General features: G+C 41.9%; 13 protein-coding genes. 5 read left to right on the forward strand and 8 right to left on the reverse strand.

The genetic code is table 11. The annotated features are described in order from the left end of the window. Positions 1–25 precede the first annotated feature (25 nt). Genes ABJK37_RS23050 through ABJK37_RS23065 form a run of 4 tightly spaced genes read right to left on the reverse strand, consistent with a single transcriptional unit; the run spans position 26 to position 5,815 of the window. Entirely contained in the window at positions 26–1,471 is a 1,446-nt protein-coding gene (locus ABJK37_RS23050; protein ID WP_348358707.1) for a beta-mannanase man5E, read from the reverse strand. Between the two features lie 56 nt (positions 1,472–1,527). Beyond that, positions 1,528–2,751: an AGE family epimerase/isomerase gene (locus ABJK37_RS23055; protein WP_348358709.1), complete on the reverse strand. Its 1,224-nt coding sequence runs from the start codon at positions 2,749–2,751 to the stop codon at positions 1,528–1,530. A 6-nt stretch (positions 2,752–2,757) separates the two neighbouring features. Further along, positions 2,758–3,945, reverse strand: a complete 1,188-nt coding sequence (locus ABJK37_RS23060) for a glycosidase (protein WP_348358711.1) — start codon at positions 3,943–3,945, stop codon at positions 2,758–2,760. A 31-nt stretch (positions 3,946–3,976) separates the two neighbouring features. Next, positions 3,977–5,815, reverse strand: a complete 1,839-nt coding sequence (locus ABJK37_RS23065; protein WP_348358713.1) for a sodium:solute symporter family protein — start codon at positions 5,813–5,815, stop codon at positions 3,977–3,979. Positions 5,816–6,033: 218 nt separating this feature from the next. On the opposite strand from ABJK37_RS23065, the gene ABJK37_RS23070 reads away from it, so the two are divergent. The 4 genes from ABJK37_RS23070 to ABJK37_RS23085 all read left to right on the forward strand — a co-directional run bounded on the left by ABJK37_RS23070 (position 6,034) and on the right by ABJK37_RS23085 (position 10,766). Next, positions 6,034–7,029: a LacI family DNA-binding transcriptional regulator gene (locus ABJK37_RS23070; protein WP_348358715.1), complete on the forward strand. Its 996-nt coding sequence runs from the start codon at positions 6,034–6,036 to the stop codon at positions 7,027–7,029. Between the two features lie 170 nt (positions 7,030–7,199). Beyond that, entirely contained in the window at positions 7,200–8,390 is a 1,191-nt protein-coding gene (locus tag ABJK37_RS23075) for an AGE family epimerase/isomerase (RefSeq protein ID WP_348358717.1), read from the forward strand. Further along, positions 8,380–10,215, forward strand: a complete 1,836-nt coding sequence (locus ABJK37_RS23080) for a sulfatase-like hydrolase/transferase (protein ID WP_348358719.1) — start codon at positions 8,380–8,382, stop codon at positions 10,213–10,215. The genes ABJK37_RS23075 and ABJK37_RS23080 overlap by 11 nt, the downstream gene beginning before the upstream one ends. A gap of 17 nt (positions 10,216–10,232) precedes the next feature. After that, on the forward strand, positions 10,233–10,766 hold the full coding sequence (locus ABJK37_RS23085) for an NUDIX domain-containing protein (protein ID WP_348358721.1): 534 nt from the start codon (positions 10,233–10,235) through the stop codon (positions 10,764–10,766). 23 nt (positions 10,767–10,789) lie between these two features. Here ABJK37_RS23085 and nadA read toward each other — a convergent pair whose 3' ends face one another. The 3 genes from nadA to nlpI all read right to left on the reverse strand — a co-directional run bounded on the left by nadA (position 10,790) and on the right by nlpI (position 13,975). Then, positions 10,790–11,848 carry a quinolinate synthase NadA gene (gene nadA / locus ABJK37_RS23090; protein WP_348358723.1) on the reverse strand — a complete coding sequence of 353 codons (1,059 nt, stop codon included), beginning with the start codon at positions 11,846–11,848 and terminating at the stop codon, positions 10,790–10,792. A gap of 91 nt (positions 11,849–11,939) precedes the next feature. Beyond that, positions 11,940–13,064 carry a hypothetical protein gene (locus ABJK37_RS23095; RefSeq protein WP_348358725.1) on the reverse strand — a complete coding sequence of 375 codons (1,125 nt, stop codon included), beginning with the start codon at positions 13,062–13,064 and terminating at the stop codon, positions 11,940–11,942. 2 nt (positions 13,065–13,066) lie between these two features. Next, a complete protein-coding gene (nlpI, locus tag ABJK37_RS23100; RefSeq protein ID WP_348358727.1) occupies positions 13,067–13,975 on the reverse strand; it encodes a lipoprotein NlpI in 909 nt (302 codons plus the stop codon). 245 nt (positions 13,976–14,220) lie between these two features. On the opposite strand from nlpI, the gene cdd reads away from it, so the two are divergent. Further along, entirely contained in the window at positions 14,221–14,634 is a 414-nt protein-coding gene (cdd, locus tag ABJK37_RS23105) for a cytidine deaminase (protein WP_348358729.1), read from the forward strand. 176 nt (positions 14,635–14,810) lie between these two features. Here cdd and ABJK37_RS23110 read toward each other — a convergent pair whose 3' ends face one another. Next, the gene (locus ABJK37_RS23110) at positions 14,811–18,779 is read right to left on the reverse strand and encodes a hypothetical protein (RefSeq protein WP_348358731.1); all 3,969 of its coding nucleotides are present in this window, start codon (positions 18,777–18,779) and stop codon (positions 14,811–14,813) included. Positions 18,780–18,880: the final 101 nt, after the last annotated feature.

Here is an 18,880-nt window from a genome sequence, read left to right on the forward strand (position 1 = left end):
ACCCTTAATTACCGCGAGTTAACACTCATTTAAGCTGCACGGTTTGAGTATTCGATGGTGCAGATTCTCCGGAGTCGTTGCTAGCGATCACCCTGTATTCATAAGAACCACTATTTAGGGCACTGGTATCGACAAACAAGTCATCTACTTGAGGGTCGAACTTATTTTTCCCATCGGAAATTTGTTGTGCAATCACCGACCATGTTTCACTCAAGGTGTTTCTGCGCTCAATTCGATAATGCTGCCCAGTGGGCGAACCTAACCAATTAAGCTTTAGCCCCTCGGAAATCGGATGCAGGGTTGGGGGCTCAGGAATGGGCAATGGAGGTGCATGGGGCAAGCCGTTCATATTAGCCTGAGCTTTACGCACAATAGACACCACCTCTCGCTCTTGATTAAAATCTCCATCTCTAAAGCCTGGTAAATGGTAGCTATAATATGCGCCATTGCCTTCACTGTGCCAATAAAACCCTCCCGTTTCTCGGTGGCCTCTAAATCCCCAAATAAATGCTCCCACTGCTTGGGCACCATTTAACTCATAGTGCACCGCAGTTTGCATAATATCCTCTAATAACCCAGCAGGCGCCAAACCAAACTCTCCCACCATATAGGCTTTTTTAGCGGAAATAAAAGCGAGGTTATCCTTAATGGTTTGGGGGTTATTATTGTTATTTACCGTATAGAAATGATTGCTGACAATGTCTACATTAGGATCATCAAGTGAGCTAGGTAACAACTGTAAATAGGTGCCATCCACCACCAACTGTTGTGGCGCTAAGGCTTTAATATGCGCAGCCGTTTGCTTCACAAACTGTGCTGTACTGAACTTTAGTTCGTTACCTGTCTCCCACGCCATTATGGCTTTTTCTTGAAAATAGTGACGTCCAGTCAAAGTGTTTTTTCGGGTGATAACCTGTTGAATAATATTCAAATAAGCGTGATAGGTCTTTGACTGGGTGTCATACAGCGCGTCTTGGTTTTCGTTATAAAACGCAGCAAGTTGCTCTCGGCCACCCCACCATTGCCAATGATCGATAAAAGGTATTATAAGGCGTAACTTGTGTTTCGATGCTAAGGCAATCATTTGGTCATAAACCACCATAGCTTCTTCATTTAAACGCGGAGGTCCATCAACCGTGGCGGGGTTTAAAATATGGGTTTGCCTGTGACAAACCGCATCATCAGGATGGGCCACTGATAGTACGTAAATACGCATTGCCTTATGGCCAGTGCGCACTAGTGCTTTGATCCAATTTTCTTGTTCGGTATAACTGGGCCATTTAAAGTATTGCCCCCAGCTTCGTCTATCCGCTGCACACTTACCTTTCGCATCATCTTCAATTCGATGTAGCTCTGGTGCATGAATACCTGCAAATCTGAAAGGTTGCTCACCGTCGAATAACTGATGCCCCTGTCGAGTAATAAAGTTCTCAATCGGTTGTTGGGTAGTTATCGATGCACTGGTGGTCACACAACTCGTAAAACTTAGACTCGTAAAACATAGTATAGAAATCCAGATTAAAATTCTCATGGCTGTTGCAACTTATCAAACAATTTAATCACTTCCATCATAGCCCTACCGTTATGATATGGGGCTTTCCAAAAACCTGCTTTGTAGCTTTGATGACAATTAGCATCATCAACATTAGCTAACCAAAACCATTCTCCAGCGACAGGATCTTTATGATACCGCTGTATGAACAACCAAATGTTCTCGCAAATATCATTCAGGTGTTTATCGCCCGTAAGATGAAACAGGTTTAACAGGCCTACTAAGGCCTCGGCCTGCACCCACCAGTATCCTTCTTGAGCCTTATGCTGCTTTATTTTGTCATAGTCTTCACAGACTTGACCGTGAACTCCCAAGGATTCTTTAGCGCACACTTGTGCCATATGAATAACCAATGGGCGCCATTCTTTTAGCAGCTCTGGGTCAGCTAATATTTCGACTGCTTCCCATATCAACCAACTTGCTTCTATGTCATGACCATAGGAATAACTGCTGGATTGGTCTCGCCAATCCTCGCTAAAAAACAATCTCAGGTGACCATTTTCAAGATCAATAATATGTTGCTTAAACATCAACAATACATGTCTCAATGACTCTTCTACCTCAGCGCAGGGATTCACTTTGTATAAGGCCGAAAAAGCTTCGAGCACATGTAAATGTGTATTCATAGATTTGGGGGTATTCATGTCTTTTTCGCTTAAACGAAAGTCTTCTATTGGTAGCCAATTATGTTGAAAGGCTTCAATATATCCCCCCATTTTTTGGTCTCTGGTGTATTGTTCAACCAGAGAAAAGTAGCCCATGGCTTTATCCAGCACTTGCTGTTTTCCTGTGGCTTGGTAATAGGCACAAAATGCATAAATGCAAAAACACTGGGCGTAGGTTTGTTTTTTACTATCGACGCATTCACCTAAATGATTGAGTTCCCAAACCGCGCCACCATATTGTTTATCATCAAAATGCGCCATCAAATACTCATAGCTGCGGGTCGCTGTCGCCAGTGCACTTTTACCTTGCTCGGTTTGCAAACCACTGAATACCGCGAGCTCGCTAAAAAACCACAAAATACGGCTGTTGAGAATAATGCCTTTGCTAGCTAAGTGTTGCGGGACCCCAGCGGAGTTGACTTCCCCTACAAAGCCACCATTTTTAAGATCAATGCTGTGAGACTGCCACCAATCAGTGATCAGTTGCAACTCGTCGACCATGGCTTGTCGCGTAAATTTTTGGCAGGGTTTCATGAATAGTTATGCCTGGCTTAACTGCGCATTACGGGCAATCAATTCATTGATAGATTGCACCGACTTAGCCGAACGCAATCCATCTGCAGGCGTATTGAGGCAGTAATCGACTAAAGTCTCAACGGTGCTGGTCGCCACGTGCATACGTGTATCCGACGAAGCGTAATAAATAAACAACTCACCATCGCTATTTGCCACCCAACCATTGCAAAAAGTAACATTCGACACGTCGCCTACCCTTTCACTGCCTTCTGGAGCGATAAGATGCCCGGCCGGTTTATGGGTGATCTGCCAAGGTTTAGATAGATCAGTTAAAAAGGTATACAGCACATAGCGTAATCCCGCCGCTGTATTCCTGACGCCGTGGGCCAAATGTAACCAACCTTGTTCAGTTTTTATTGGCGCAGGGCCTTGGCCGTTTTTGACTTCATTTATGGTGTGATACACCTTGTGGTCAATAATGGTTTCTTCTTTTACTTCAGCGTTGATCATAGATTCTGACAAGCCCCAACCTATACCACCGCCTCCGCCAACTGAAATGAAGCCGTCTTGTGGCCTAGTATACAAACCGTATTTTCCATCAACAAATTCTGGATGAAGCACGACATTTCTTTGCTGTCCAGAATACGTAATCAAGTCAGGCAAACGTTCCCAATTAATTAGGTCTTTAGTACGAGCAATACCACATTGTGCTTCAGCAGCAGAGGTATCGTTGGGATAAGCGAGATCTTGACGTTCGGTACAAAACAAACCGTAAATGTAGCCGTCTTGATGTTGCGTTAAACGCATGTCATAGACATTGGTGTCTGGCCTATCAGTTTCAGGCATAATGATAGGTTTGTCCCAAAAGGTAAAATTGTCGACGCCATTATCACTTTCACATACGGCAAAATATGACTTTCTATCCACTCCCTCGACCCGCACAACCAATACATATTTGCCATTAAACATCATTGCTCCGGAGTTTAATGTGGCATTGGTGGCTATACGTTCTAACAAATTGGGGTTAGTAGACGGATTAAAATCATAGCGCCAGTTCAAGGGAACATGGTCTCGCGTAACTATGGGGTCTTGCCAACGGGTATACACACCATTGCTGATAGTTTCAGGTTGATTAACTTGGGTAAGCAACTCAGATTGAGCTTGGGTTAACCGGTTCAATCTACTTTGAAATTCAGTTGCTGATAAAGACATAATGACATCTCTCGCTTTATAAAATTGGCCGTTAGGCCTTAGGTGTTAATTGCTGTAAGTCAGCAGGATAATCAGATAGTTTGTTCCACCAGTTTTTCTTTAAAAACCAAGAACACAATATGGCAATGGCACAGGCAACTGTCATGCTAGGCCAATCTTCAATCACCATAAAAATAGGTGCCGCCGTTAAGCTGGTATGCCACACCAAGCCAACCAATATATTGGATAGATCTTTCTTAAACTCGTTGTTTCCAGACACCTCTGGGTAGTCTTTTTGAAGCTCTCGCAAAACAGGCTTCCAGCTACCCCAAGGTCGAGTTTTCAAATAGAAGGCTTTGAGCACTTCCATATCATCTGCAGGACCTAGTAGACTCACTGCAACGCAAGCGACTAAGCACAATGCAAACATGATTGGAAACCCATAAAGTGGTGAGACATCAGTAAACATCATAGGAATGGCCGCTAAGATACCCACTGCCATACCTGCAAAATAGCCCATGCCAGTGAATCGCCACCAATACCATTTGAGTAAATTGGACGCTGTATATCCCCCATAAAGAGCTGAAACCAACCACAGCACAATGTCGTTTAACGAAGGAATAAATAGGCCAATTAAGGTGCCTAGCACAATAAAAAATATCGACACCCCATAACTCATATAAACGTAGGTTTTGGGATCCGCGTTTGGGTTGATGTATCGACGGTAAATGTCATTTACTACATAGGCTGGTGCCGCATTGGTAGTGGCGGCAAAGGTAGACATAAAAGTGGCCAGTAAGCCTGCCAATATAAGCCCCAGTAGACCTGAAGGCACATAGTTTGCTAACGCAAATGGTAATATCTGTTCGAAATCTACATCTGGCCCCATAGCTTGTAAGTCAGACGAAAAATACACTAAGGCTAAGATAGTCAAGCCGGTGATCATCATGTATCGAGGAAATAATAAAACCAGATTAACAAAGCCACTCATTTTGGCCGCTTCACTTGGTGTACGTGCCGACAACACTCTTTGCATATCAAAATTGGGAGCGGGACCCGCAAGGCTTTGTAAGATGCCTTTGAATAACACCAACATAAAAAATATCGAAAATAACGACCAACCATCATCGACAATTTTTTGATTGGCGCTGTCCAAAATACCCGTCCAATCCAGCCCCAACTCCCAACCAAAAGCTAAACTGCCCCAGCCATCAGGTGTCACCTTGGCCAACATATCAGGAGAGACTTGTTGCATCGCAATGACTCCAATGGCAACACATGCCACTGTCATAATGATGAATTGTAAGACCTCGGTGAACACCACAGATACCATGCCGCCCTTCACCACGTATGAGGCTGTGAGAAAGGTCATGATCAAGCCGTAATATATTTCGTTGCTTCGTGGGTTAGAAGACAATTCCCAAGGTAAAAATACCGCAGCAAACTTACCAATGCCAATAAAGCCGTAGGCCAAGAAACCTAGCACGCTCAGTAATGCAAAACCCACGACAATAAAATGACTTAATCTCGCGCCTTTTCCTTCGCCGAAACGAAACTTGATCCATTCAGCTCCCGTCATTACACCGGAACGACGCAGCCAAATCGACAGAAAAACCATTAAAAATATTTGATTAAAGCTCGGCCATAACCAAGGAATATAGACACTTTTAAGACCGTAGATAAATAACAGATAAACCATCCACATGGTGCCACTGATATCAAACATTCCTGAGGCATTAGACAAACCCAGTAATTTCCAACTAAGTTTGTTGCCCCCTAAAAAGTAGCCTTCTACATCTTTGTTGGCCGAGCGGGAAATCCAAATACCCAGCGCCACAATGGCCACTAAATACAGGCCGATGATTAACAAATCGAGTGTGGTTAAATTCATTATTGTTACCTTGTTATCCGGCTTTGAATGTTTTCATATCGATTTTTTTGTCGGCGTTAAACTGTTACAAATCAATCATCAACAAAAAATGAACCGGTTCATATTTATTTAGATTAACCATAACTATTATTTATTACCAGTTTAAATTACACTTTATTCAAAGATTTTTTGACAACAAACTAATTTATTTATTATTTTCAACAGGTTAAGGTAATATTTTGGCAACAATACGTGACGTAGCCAAGGAAGCTGGTTTATCAACTGGAACCATTTCTAAGGCTTTGAGTACACCTGAACGGGTTTCGAAAAAGAACTTAGAAAAGATCCAAGCGGCCATAAAAAAACTGAATTACAAGCCCAATATGTTGGCGCAAAAGTTCCGAGCAAAGTCATCAAAAACCATTGTGGTATTGGTGCCTGACATCGCTAACCAATTTTTTGCGAGTGTGATAAGTGGTATTGAGTTAGTCGCACAAAATAAAGGGTTTAGCGTATTGTTAGGTGATACTCGAGACTCAGCTGTTCGCGAAAGAGAGTTTGTGCGTATGGTAGAAACCAAACTGGCAGACGGCATTATTAATCTTCGCCCCTACAAAAAACAAGACGCCATACTGCCAAGAGACGATATTTTAGCGGTAAGCGCGAGTTCTTGTGAAGGCACGCCCTCATACTCAGTTCGCATAGATAACGTCGGTGCCGCCAAAAAAGCGGTGGGCCATTTAATCTCCCTAGGACACAAACGAATAGGGGTTATATCTGGCTTACAAGATAATCCACATAACATCGACCGTTTAAACGGCTACAAAGCCGCCTTATCTGCTGCCAATATAGATTATGACCCAACATTAGTGATTGCAGGCGATTTTAATTATTGGTCAGGACTAACCGCAGCAGAGCAGTTTTCTAGTATGAAACAACGACCCACCGCGATTTTTTCCATGAATGACGAAATGGCTATTGCCGCAATTAGAGGATTCAAAGACAAAGGTATTAACATGCCACAAGACATGTCTATTATTGGATTCGACGATATGGAAGTATCAAGATACTGTATACCAACACTTTCTACCATATCGCAACCCGCCGAAAAGATAGGGCAAAAATCTGCTGAGCTGTTATTACAATTAATTGAAGGTAGCAAGCCTGAAACCGAAGAGTACATCCTGCCTTACGAGTTTGTGATCCGAGAAAGCATTGCCCCACCTAGGGCTTAGTGACCCCTTGACTAAGCCCTTCCACCAACATTTTTGCGTCTTAGAAATGTTATTTAGGCCATGATTAATCAAGTTGATTTTGTTTTACTCTTTACAAAATGAACCGGTTCATTTACTTTAATAAACAATTAATATACCAAACTCATTTTATAGGGTTGATTTGTTTACTCATGACAACAGCACTTGCCGATATCCAATACCAAGACTTAACCCTTGATATACAAGAATATTTAGGGTGGTTACAAAACCACGCACTGCCCTTGTGGACCCAAAAAGGCCTAGATCATCAAGGCGCGGCCTACGAAAGACTGTTAGCAAACGGTGAGGCTGATTTAAATTGTGATCGTCGCGTAAGAGTACAAGCAAGACAAATGTTTGTATTTGCAGCCGCCCAAAAAAATCATTGGATAAACGATGGTATCCTGCTTGTAGCAGGCTTAGATAGTTATGTACATAATTATGCAAAAACTCATAATTCAGCGATCTTTGCACATATACTTGATAAAGATAACCAAGTGATTAACCAGTCTCATGATCTTTATGATGTAGCGTTTTTTTTATTGGCGTACGCTTGGCGATACCATGTATTTAATGATTTAAAGGCGCTGGATTATGCTAATAAATTACTGCAACAAATTGATACTGATTTAAAAGGCCAAGCCGGCGGTTGGCAAGAAGGCTCATACTCACACCAATATCGCAGGCAAAATCCCCATATGCATTTGTTTGAAGCATTTTTAACCCTGTACTCGGTCACAAAAGACGCGAAGTGGTTGGCGAAGGCTGGGGAGATTTTTAGTTTATTTGAAAGTACTTTTTTCGACAACAAGCAACAAGTGTTATTAGAGTTTTTTAATCACGATTGGTCTTATACTGATGACCCAAAAGGCCAAATAATAGAGCCTGGACATATGTTTGAATGGGTATGGTTATTAAGGCAATACAGCTTATTAACCGGCACCCCCGTCGATAACTACTGCCACATTTTGTACCACAAAGGACTAGATTACGGGTTAGACAATTCTTGTAATCTCATCTTCGATCAAGTGGGCCTAAATGGCACGAAGATCAGACAAACCAAACGTTGTTGGCCGATGACCGAATGGTTAAAAGCGGCGTTGACCCAGGCGACCTTTACCAAACAATCAGATACACACCAATATGCGAAAGACGCTCAAACGGCCTTGTCGAGTTTAACTCGTCATTTTCTGATAGCCACTCCTAGTGGTAGTTACATCGATCAATATGGCGAAGGTAACCAAGTTATCTCTGACCTTGCTCCTTCTAGCACTCTTTACCATCTAACGATGGCTGGACTAGAAGCGAAGCGGTTTATTCAAGGAAAACAGCATGTGTTCTAAATTTTTAGTCGCTTTACTCCTAACTTTCAGTGTATTTGCCAGTGCTGATAATAATCGCCCCAACATCATTCTGATTACAGCGGATGATCTAGGATATGATGATTTGTCTTTACATCATCACCCGCATATCAAAACACCTAACCTTGATGCTTTAGCTCAGGCAGCAGTGCAGTTTTCTGATTTCACCGTGACACCGGTTTGTTCAACAACCCGAGCGGCATTGTTAACTGGCAGAGATTTTTATAAAACCGGCGTATCTGGTGTGCATGGTGGCCGTGATTTTATGCATTTATCAGAAACCCTGATATCCGAAGTATTACAAAAATCAGGCTACAAAACCGCAACGTGGGGTAAATGGCACTTAGGTAAAACGGAAGGTTATTTTCCGTGGAATAGAGGGTTTGATGAAGGGTATTACGCAGAGCTTTATCGACATAAAAACTCTTTTGGTTGGTTAAATGGTAAACCGGTACAACATGATAAATGGGTATCAGAAGTGGTCACCGATTACGCCATAGATTTTATACAACAACAAAAGGACCAGCCTTTTTTTGCTTATCTAAGTTACTTAGCCCCCCACGAACCTTGGTTAGCCCCAGAAAAATTTGTCAAACCTTTAGTGAAAAGCGGACTGCGCCCCGCTATAGCTAATTTGTATGCCATGGTAAATGAAATGGACTTTCATATAGGCCGATTAATTGATTATCTGGATTCACAGCAATTGCTCGAAAACACCGTCATCATTTTCATGAGCGACAATGGTCCTTGGTGGGATTCCTCAAATTTCGGCGCGATGACCAAAGCGGAATGGCAGGCTAGAAATCCAAGTAAAATGAAAGGTAATAAAGGGCAAAGTTGGCAAAATGGAATACGCTCTCCTTTGTTTATCCACTGGCCCAAAAAATGGCAAGCCAGTGTCGTCAACCGATTTGTAGACGTAAAAGATATATTTCCAACCCTACTCGAACTATCCCAGTCATCATTGCCACCACAACATAAAGGTTTAGATGGATTTTCGTTAAGTCATTATCTAGAGGGAAAAGTAACAGGTGTTAACCCTAGACAAACCTATATAGCGTCTCATGACGTCATCAGCAATAAACCACACTTTAATCAGTGGACACCAATAGATAATCAAGCCAAACAACACATGCAGTTTCAACAACAGTTGATTGGTTTAAGGACAGAAAAATACAAATTACTGCTTAATCCTGCCATGGATAGACCACATTACCCAAAGCCTAACAAACAATATTTAATGTTTGATATGCAAAAAGATCCCTTAGAAAGCAGCAATGTTTTTGAACAACTCCCTGACGTTAGCGCGCAACTAGTTAAAAACTTACAAGGTAAATTTAATGCTTTATTACATTCACAAAGCGCTTATCGAACCCCAGTTTACCAAGTGGGCAACTATCCGGTATCAGTTGTGAATGGCTTTGGCCCCTCAGCAACGACCGGAAATGTGATTAGTAAAGCCCATCAACTCACTAATTTGAAACAGCAGGGAGACAGCGCCACTTATCAAGTAAAGGTACATAAAGCAGCGAACTATAAAATATTCATAGAACAAAACAACAAGGACTCCGTTGGTTTGCAAATTCGTATGTCAGGCCCAAGCTCGGCATTTGAACATCTACTCAATGAGAGCAAGTTACAGTTGGCTGGTACGTTATTTTTACCCAAGGGACAATCCGAAATCACACTAGAAGGGTTATCCAACAACAGTATTAAACCTTGGACCGCCATTAATGGTTTGAGGCGACTGTATTTTGTAACTGCCGATTCTGATGAGGATCCTGTAAACTGGGATTACCCACGCTAATTTCTGTGTTTATAAATATGAATGAAACGACCGAATCGACAGTGTTTCAGTTTTGTCCAAACTGTAAAAGTGCGCAGATTAATTCTGAAAATGGACATAAACACCTGTGTAACCATTGCCAATTTGAATATTTTCACAATACAGCTTCTGCTGTGGGGGCAATTATTTGCTGTGAAGATGAAATGTTATTTACCGTTAGAGCACAAGACCCACACAGAGGTAGACTGGATTTACCGGGTGGATTTGTTGATCACAACGAATCTCTTGAAGCAGCCCTAACACGGGAGCTAAAAGAGGAACTCGATGTCACTATAGATAACTGGCAGTATTTTTACTCTGGGGCCAATACCTACTTTTACAAAGGCGTGCTTTACCACACTTGTGATGTGGTTTTTGTTTGCCAACTATTCCACAAGCCACTATTAACAGCAGATGTTGCCGAAATAACTGAATTTAAATGGTTAAAATTTGATGAGATTGACTGCGAAAACATTGCCTTTGCATCCTTGCGAAAGGCGGTACAAAAATTATTAAAGCAAACAATTGAGTGAGGGAATTTGACTAAATATCGCTGTTAGGCGTTACCCGTTACCTGCATTTTTAACTCAGCTGAAAAATCAAGCATGCGATTAAGCGGAATTAATGCTCGTTGTCGCAAGGATTCATCAACAAAAATTTCATGACCTTGGGTATCTGTGAGTGACTGGTGAATTGCCTTTAAGCCATTCATGGCCATCCATGGGCAGTGCGCACAACTTTTACAGGTAGCACCATTGCCGGCAGTGGGCGCTTCTAACAAAATTTTATCGGGGGCTGCTTGCTGCATTTTATAAAAAATACCGCGATCTGTCGCCACGATAAAATGACTATTAGGTAACGTTTCTGCTGCATTGATCAACTGTGTAGTTGAACCAACGGCATCTGCCAGAGCCACTACACTGGCGGGTGATTCTGGGTGCACTAAAATAGCTGCATCGGGATAAAGGTGTTTCATATCTAACAAAGCTTTTGCTGAAAACTCGTCATGTACTATACATTCACCCTGCCACATCAACATATCAGCACCAGTTTGTTTAGCAATATATGCCCCTAAATGGCGATCCGGAGCCCAGATGATTTTTTCTCCTTGGGAGTCTAAATGTTCAACTATTTCTAAAGCAATACTTGAAGTGACGACCCAATCTGCGCGAGCCTTTACCGCGGCAGAAGTATTCGCGTACACCACTACAGTGTGATCCGGATGCGCATCACAAAATGCTGAAAACTGGTCTTCAGGACAACCAATATCCAATGAGCAGGTGGCTTCTAAGGTTGGCATTAACACGGTTTTTTCTGGGCTGAGAATTTTGGCGGTTTCGCCCATAAATTTAACACCAGCAACAATCAAGGTTTCCGCTTCACAGTCGCGACCAAAACGCGCCATTTCCAGAGAGTCTGAAATACAGCCACCGGTATCTTCTGCTAAAGCTTGGATTTCAGGATCGGTGTAATAGTGAGCGACCAATACGGCATTTTTTCGCTTAAGCAAGGTTTTAATTTCTTGCACATATTGTTGCTGTTGCACTTTACTCAGGACAGCCGGCTTAGGTGGAAAAGGGTAATCTATGGTTTCGACAGGAAATAACTGAGACATAATCTGAATGTAATACTAACAGGAGCAAAAAACGTTCGGGTATTATACCCATGGTGATAGGGCCTTGTCACACAAATGACATTTTCATTTGTTATAGATTGCCAATTTTATGGGTATTGGTCTGCAAATATTGCTGATACTTAGCGCGCCAGAATTGGCTTTCTGGCAAATTATTAGACTGCTCATACAACTGTGCAAAATTAACATGGGCCGAAGGTTGATTAGGCGTGTTTTGCAATTGATTTTGCCACGCTTTTAAATAATTCGCGGGGATAAAAGCCGTATCATGATACTCCATAAAGGTGAGCTTTTTGGACGCTTTATATGCTTGGGTCGAATGATTATCGCAGGTTCTGGCTGCAGTTAGGTCGGCGGAGCTAGAAAGGCCAATTGAGTCCCAATATTTAGTGTCGACTTTTGAATGTTTTGTCTTCTTAAAGACTATATTCGGCGCATCAACCCCTGCACACACTCGTTTAGCAAGCATTTTACTAAGAGGGTATTCGTCGATAAAACCCGAAAAATGCGCTAACTCGTGAATAAATACGTCGTAAGTGTCTTTGCGATCTAGAAACATAATGCCGTTGTGAACATTGGCTTTGCCTTTTTTCGCAAACATCACTAAATGGGTAAAAGGCACTGTTTTTATTTTTTCGGCTAACGACAGCAACTGACAGCCCAAGCGCCCGCTTTGTTGCCAATTTTCCTTGCAGACTAAATCAATAGGGTCAAACCAAGTTTGCTCATAAATACAAATCGATAAGTCGCTCATACGTGGGTCTTGTGAAAAGCGCTTCCTAAAATATTCAGCCTGCGGCAAGGATTCAAGATCTGCCGTCACAAACAACAGTTTTTGTTTACAGTTTTTAGGTACAGCTGAAAGTGGATGGGAAACCTCAGAATGCTCATTGTGAATAAACGCAGAGGCGTGGTAATGATATAAGTTAGTTAAGGTTTGTAACTGTGGGTCTAGTTTTTCGGCCGCTAGAGATGCAAACACCTGCGCCGACTGTTGATATTTTTTATCACGCCACAATACTAAACCATGAGCTAAGTGTTGCTCGGCCGCCGTTTTGGATACCTGAGTCGACTTGTTAATTGGAGCTGCGAGGCTTTCTGGGGTGGTTTCTACCGCTAGAGTGGTGTGTTCTATCATTAACCAAACAGGCAATAGCGCGCACGCTAACGCCAAAACCCATTTGGATAATACTGTCATTGTTATTGGGTTTGTGTTGCTTGCGATTCTATTTTGTTGGCTTCATCACGTAACAAGTTAAGTTCAAGGCGCGCGTAGCGATGTTCAACGTACTCAAACACATTGGTACTTAAAGCAAGTTTAAAATAGTTTGAAGCAATGCCTCTGTTGCCTTTAGCAGAATGATATTTACCCAAATAAAAATAGGCTTCGCACAATCTATCGGTCAATTGTTGTTGACTAGTGACCCCGGCAATTAAACCACCTAACAATTGGTTTTCAGTGGATTTTCCCAGATATAAATCAACTATTTGCGTTGCCCAGTTATTTTCATCTAAGTTTTTTCGCAGTTGCGCTAGCTCTACCATCGCTTGAGGTTTATCTATCTCACTAGACGCTAAGTAACTCCATAACGCCCGATAGGGATCAGATGCGTTAATGTTATAAAAGGTGCCAAAGTCACGTACCGCCAAGTCGGGACGACCACCATAATACAGAGCAATTCCACGGTTTAAAAACGCAAACTCCATATCAGGATTAATATCTAAGGAAGCATCAAAGGCTTCATAAGCTTGAATAAAGTCCATTTGCTGGGTGTAATGAACGCCCATAGAATTATAAGCTTCCGCCAAGTCAGGCTTTAATTGAATCGCCAAATTAAAATCATATTGCGCCAACCCAGACAAACCGACACTGTCGTATAAAGTGCCACGCTGATGCAACAGTTGAGCTCTTTGCTCGTCTTCTAAATCGGTGTTAGTTAAAATATGGCTGTAGCGTGCTATAGCCAATTGGGAACGTTGATTCATGGGAGCAGGCTCAGCCAACAACAAGTTTCCCATTTGCGGGTTACCTTGCATTGAACCGCTGTTGCTGGCGCAACCAAATAAGAATGCGCTAAGAAAAAGGATGCCGCTGAGATGTTTTTGCATATTAGTAGAGAAGTTTTACCTGAAAATAGATTATGTATATGACTCTAACTTTGACTCTAGGTTGCAACACAACCCTTTAAAATAGTCAAAAAACAAGAAGAAGGTATGAGCATTAGAGTCGCCTATTTCCCTCGAAAAGTAAAGTTACCACGGTGCAAGTAGCACTTATTTGTGAATTAAACTTGAATCTTTAGTCCAAAATAAAGCAAACTACGCGGCCGAATAAAATTTGAAGTCAGATTTTTATGACAGTTAAGCTAACACCCGAACATAAAATGCTATTGGCATTAGCCTCAAAAGCACAGGCAAACGCCCATGCTCCTTATTCAAACTTTCATGTTGGCGCAGCCATTCTAGACGAAAACGCACAACTACATGCAAGTTGTAACGTTGAGAACGCCGCTTACCCTCTAGGCCAATGCGCCGAAGCCGGGGCGATTTCGGCGATGATAGCTACGGGTAGCAAACATATCAAACAAATCCTAATCGCCAGTCCCAATGATGATTTCTGCCCACCTTGCGGTGGTTGTAGGCAAAAAATAGCTGAATTTGCCGATGCTCAAACAGAAGTTCACTTAGCAACTCAACAAGGTGAAATTAAAACCGTTAAATTCACCGAGCTGCTGCCTTTGGCTTTTGGGTTTGATAAAGACGAATGAGTCAAAATTGCTAGACAATTTCCAGCCTAGATTAACCGAATATTGAGCTAGCAGCCTAAGATAGAAAGAAGGCATGTCCCATAACTATGGGACAAATGCTCTTTTCAAATATTACCGACTAATTAGTCGACGCCTAAACGAAAAGAGCAATATTAATCCAACAATTTAGAGTTCAGTTATTTACTCACCAAGTCAGCTTCCATGTCTGCGAGCCATTTCGCATCGGTGACAGTTCCCGTAGCTATTCCTTTACCTGCTTGAGTAGGTCTTGCATCCATTATACAGCTAGTTGTGCACGGGATTATTTGACCACTAACTATTTCAAATACTTTCCACCATTTGCCGCTACCCGATACAGGGGCGTTTAGCTGCATGTTTTCAGTTTCTGTTTGCAAACTGACTTGCGCTTCAGAACTAGTTGAAATAGTGCCGTTACCTGCGAAATGATGGACCGCATATATGTAGTGAGCCGTATTATCAATCTGATCAATCGTAATCGTTTCTGGTCCATAACTAGATGTATCATCCAAATCTAAGCTATCTGCAACCCCAGGCGCAGTTTTGTTTGAATAATAAAGATGGTACAGCTCAGAGCCATTACTATCATATTTACTCAGATGTGAGTCTAAATCACGAGGGTTGAGGTCCCATGTTAGTACTGCAGACAACTCCCCATTTGCATTGGTACGCTCGGGGCTGAGGACTAGGGTACATTGATTGCTAATTAATGGCAGGATCGTACATGTATTGACGGTTTTATCGTAACCAACCTTAGTTATTTCAATGTGATATCTACCAAAACGCTTTTCGGTGAGTAAATGTTGACTGGAGCTCTCTGAGCCATCCTCTAAAAAATCACCGTTATAATTACGCACTACATACTCAAAGCCAGAAAGTGGCTGACCAGAAGTAGCGTCAATCACTAAAATATTTAGGGTGTTTTTATTAAGGGCGTTAGAAATTAAATCAATAATACCGAAGTTCAAAGACGATCTAGCAAAACTACTCGCTGTAGTGATGGTGCGACTGACTGTCGCCCTCAAACCAGAGCCACTTTCAGGCACAACTTCAACACTATAGGGTGAGCTAGCCACAAAGGGCACACTAATATCATAACTTTCCCCCATAACCACTTGTTGGCTACCTACTTTTTCATCTCCGTTATAAACATTAACCACAGCAGTAGTACTTGAGCTTCTAGCTTGAAGTTGAGGCGCTGATTGTGATTGGGCTTGAGAAGCTTCTTGTACTCGGCCTGTGACGCTGATTTGTTGTTCTGGCGCAATAGTGCTTAATACAGGATTTGCTCTGAGGAAACTTTTGACATAGAGCCAACTTGGGTGTTCGCAACTAGCCTCTTCGCTATATTTATATGAACATTCAACTCCCCTTAATCCTACCTCAGATGATAATACAATTTCCCCTGTGTTTGAGCCAGTAACCGCACCTGTTCGGTCAGCAATTATTCTTATTTTTCCATGAGAAGAGTCATATGAACCTGTCATATGGATTGCACCGGCAGAAAAACCTGACTTCCACAATGATTGTTGGTAATTTAAAACCGTGTGCGTACCCGTAAAGACCCCTTCTGTTCCATACTCAAACGGAATCAGATGGTCAAAGGTTAGCGAGCTGCTTCTATTATATTCAATGGTGTCAAAAAAGGACCAGCTTTGCTCAACCATATCGCTTCTAGTCAGTGATTGACTATTGTAAAAATTTAATAAATTTTCTTCTACATTGTGTAAGTTTGTATTTCTTGGGTGAACCTCCTGATTTCTTGGATCAAACCTTTGGCCTTTCAGTGAAATTAGGCCGTCTCCCAAATGTTCACCTCTTGCAAAGCTATACCTAACTTGACATGTGCCGTTATCATTTGAGACACATTTTATGTTGCTAGAATCTTGCACTACCCCCAGCAAAACCTGAGTAGGGATGTCAGGGTAATTGTTCAAATCTTTTGCCAAATCATAGACAAAATACCCTTTAACAGAATCCATTTGACCTGTATGCCTGTTAAGGTTATCCGGCAAGCCATAGTCGGAGGGTATTTTTACTCCATAGTAACTTTTGGAATTATGGGCATGCAATCTATTCCAGTCTTCCCCAGCTTGATAACAAGTAATCGCAGTACATGCATTTACGGCCAAACCTGCTGTATTATCAGTGCCATGAGGAAATAGGATAGCCTCACTACCATAGTCAATAGTGGTTCCATTGTCAGCAGAAAAAACACCTGAATGTGGTGTACCAATTGTGGTAATTGATGCGATGTATTTCGTTGCGAAAGCGATATCTGGATTTAAGTTACTAGCCACAGAAGCCTTACCTTGAACTAAAGCTCTTACTGTCAACCCTCCGTAAGAATGGGCAACGATGTGCACCTTAGTATGGGTTTTGTCTGAAATCATTTTTATTGCTTTAGCGAGATCCAAAGCAACGTCTTCAAACTTTTGATTAGTTTGCCAAGAAAATAAAAATGGATTAAATTTTCTACCATCTATGTCTGCTTTTGATAATACTTTTGGAAAAGAGCCAAAATACTCTAAATTACTACTATCAATTCCGCCTAATGTTCCTTCCCGCACAAATCCATGAACAAATAATACAGCCTCTTTAGAATCTAGATCAGAACTAGTCCATGAAACAGACGACCTTAGCGTTGATCTACAACGCGCTACTTCAGCTCCTCTACCCGTCATTTTGACAATTCTAGGGTCCCCACCGTTATTAATTGGATTTAGGAGATCATGAAAAAAGGATGAGTTCCCTTCCCAAACATAGTTAAAAGAATGTCCATCATTATTTCCATCTACCCAAGACGTTTTGCAGGTAGAAGGTACTCGTGGACCATAGTAATTAGTCAGTGCTTTTTTAGCATAACTAGATTTCATAGCGGGGCGTGCGGCAACAATATCACTTGTTGGTTCTATATGGTTTCGAATAATTATTTCTGATGATGGTAGGTTAAAGTCCAGCTCGATTCGCTCTTCATCAGGCATCTCCGGCACACTATCCAAAATAAACCTAACGGTGTCCTTGCCCGTTGCCGCAGCATAAAAACTCAGTTGATAGTTTTGGCTTAATTTACCTGTAGCTACAGCAATGCTGATGTCTTTGTCTTCATTACTAATTGTGCCTGCGACTGAAGATAAATCACCTGATAGCAGCAACACTCTTTCTAAAACTTCGACTGTAAATGACACGCTTTTATTCGCGCTGGCGAGATTTGAACCTGCAACCAAATTAAAATCATAACGTCCTGGTGTAACATTTGATGCAGGGTTTACCTCAATGACGTCGCTCGATAGGCTTACCCAAGAAGGTGCGTTTTCTAATGTGGTTTGCACATTGTTGGTGGTGGCCAAAAGTTCTACACCTATTTGAGTAGAAGCACCCGGCCAAACACTAGTTTCTTGCTGGCCCAGCACCTTGATCGCCAAAATCCCCCCGTTACTGTTGGCAAAAGCACTCATATTCGCAGCACTTAATTCGCCATCAGCTAAGTCGTTGATAATTTCGTCAATCCAGGCATCTATTCCGATAACAGCGATATCAATTCGAGCTGAGTTTTCGTTTAATAACTCGGTATCAATTTGGTGATAATCATCCTCTTTCAGTAAACCTAAGAAGACCAATTGTGCAATCGCATTATCGCGCTTTTCTATAAGGGTCGCACCGGCTTGTGTTGCTGCTAATTTAGCAATCAGAGTTGACATGATGGTCAAATTGGCATCATCAGGATTATCATCACCCGTGTAAATCGCCTTTAACTCGCCCAAAAAAGGCTGGCCATTCATGATGCCACCTGATGCGGTGATGATATACCCGTCTCCAATTAAACTTGTGTCAATATTAAAGGAAAAATCACCTTCATCACCACTTGTTGTGGTTTCCAATAAGGCATTGTTAATATCAAAGAGTTTTACATCGGCATTTACTACCGGGTCATCTACGACTAGTCCCGTTATTTGGCCATTCTGAGAATTTGATGGAAATGGTGTGCCAGGAGGTGCAGTAATATGAACCACTACAGGTTGCTCAGCACCAGTATGAACTTCCGTATGCGAAGTGGTTGCTTTGTCACCCGATCCGCCACAGCCGAATAAACCAAGTATGACGATAAAACCTAAGACTCTTAACATTCCCTAACCCCCAATTGAATTAACTTGAATCTGATTTTTAATAGAAAACCGTAAACCCCGTACTAATAGGATCAGAATTGGTTTCCGTTGAAATAATTGCT

The organism is Paraglaciecola sp., assembly GCF_039964565.1.
Lineage (GTDB): Bacteria > Pseudomonadota > Gammaproteobacteria > Enterobacterales > Alteromonadaceae > Paraglaciecola.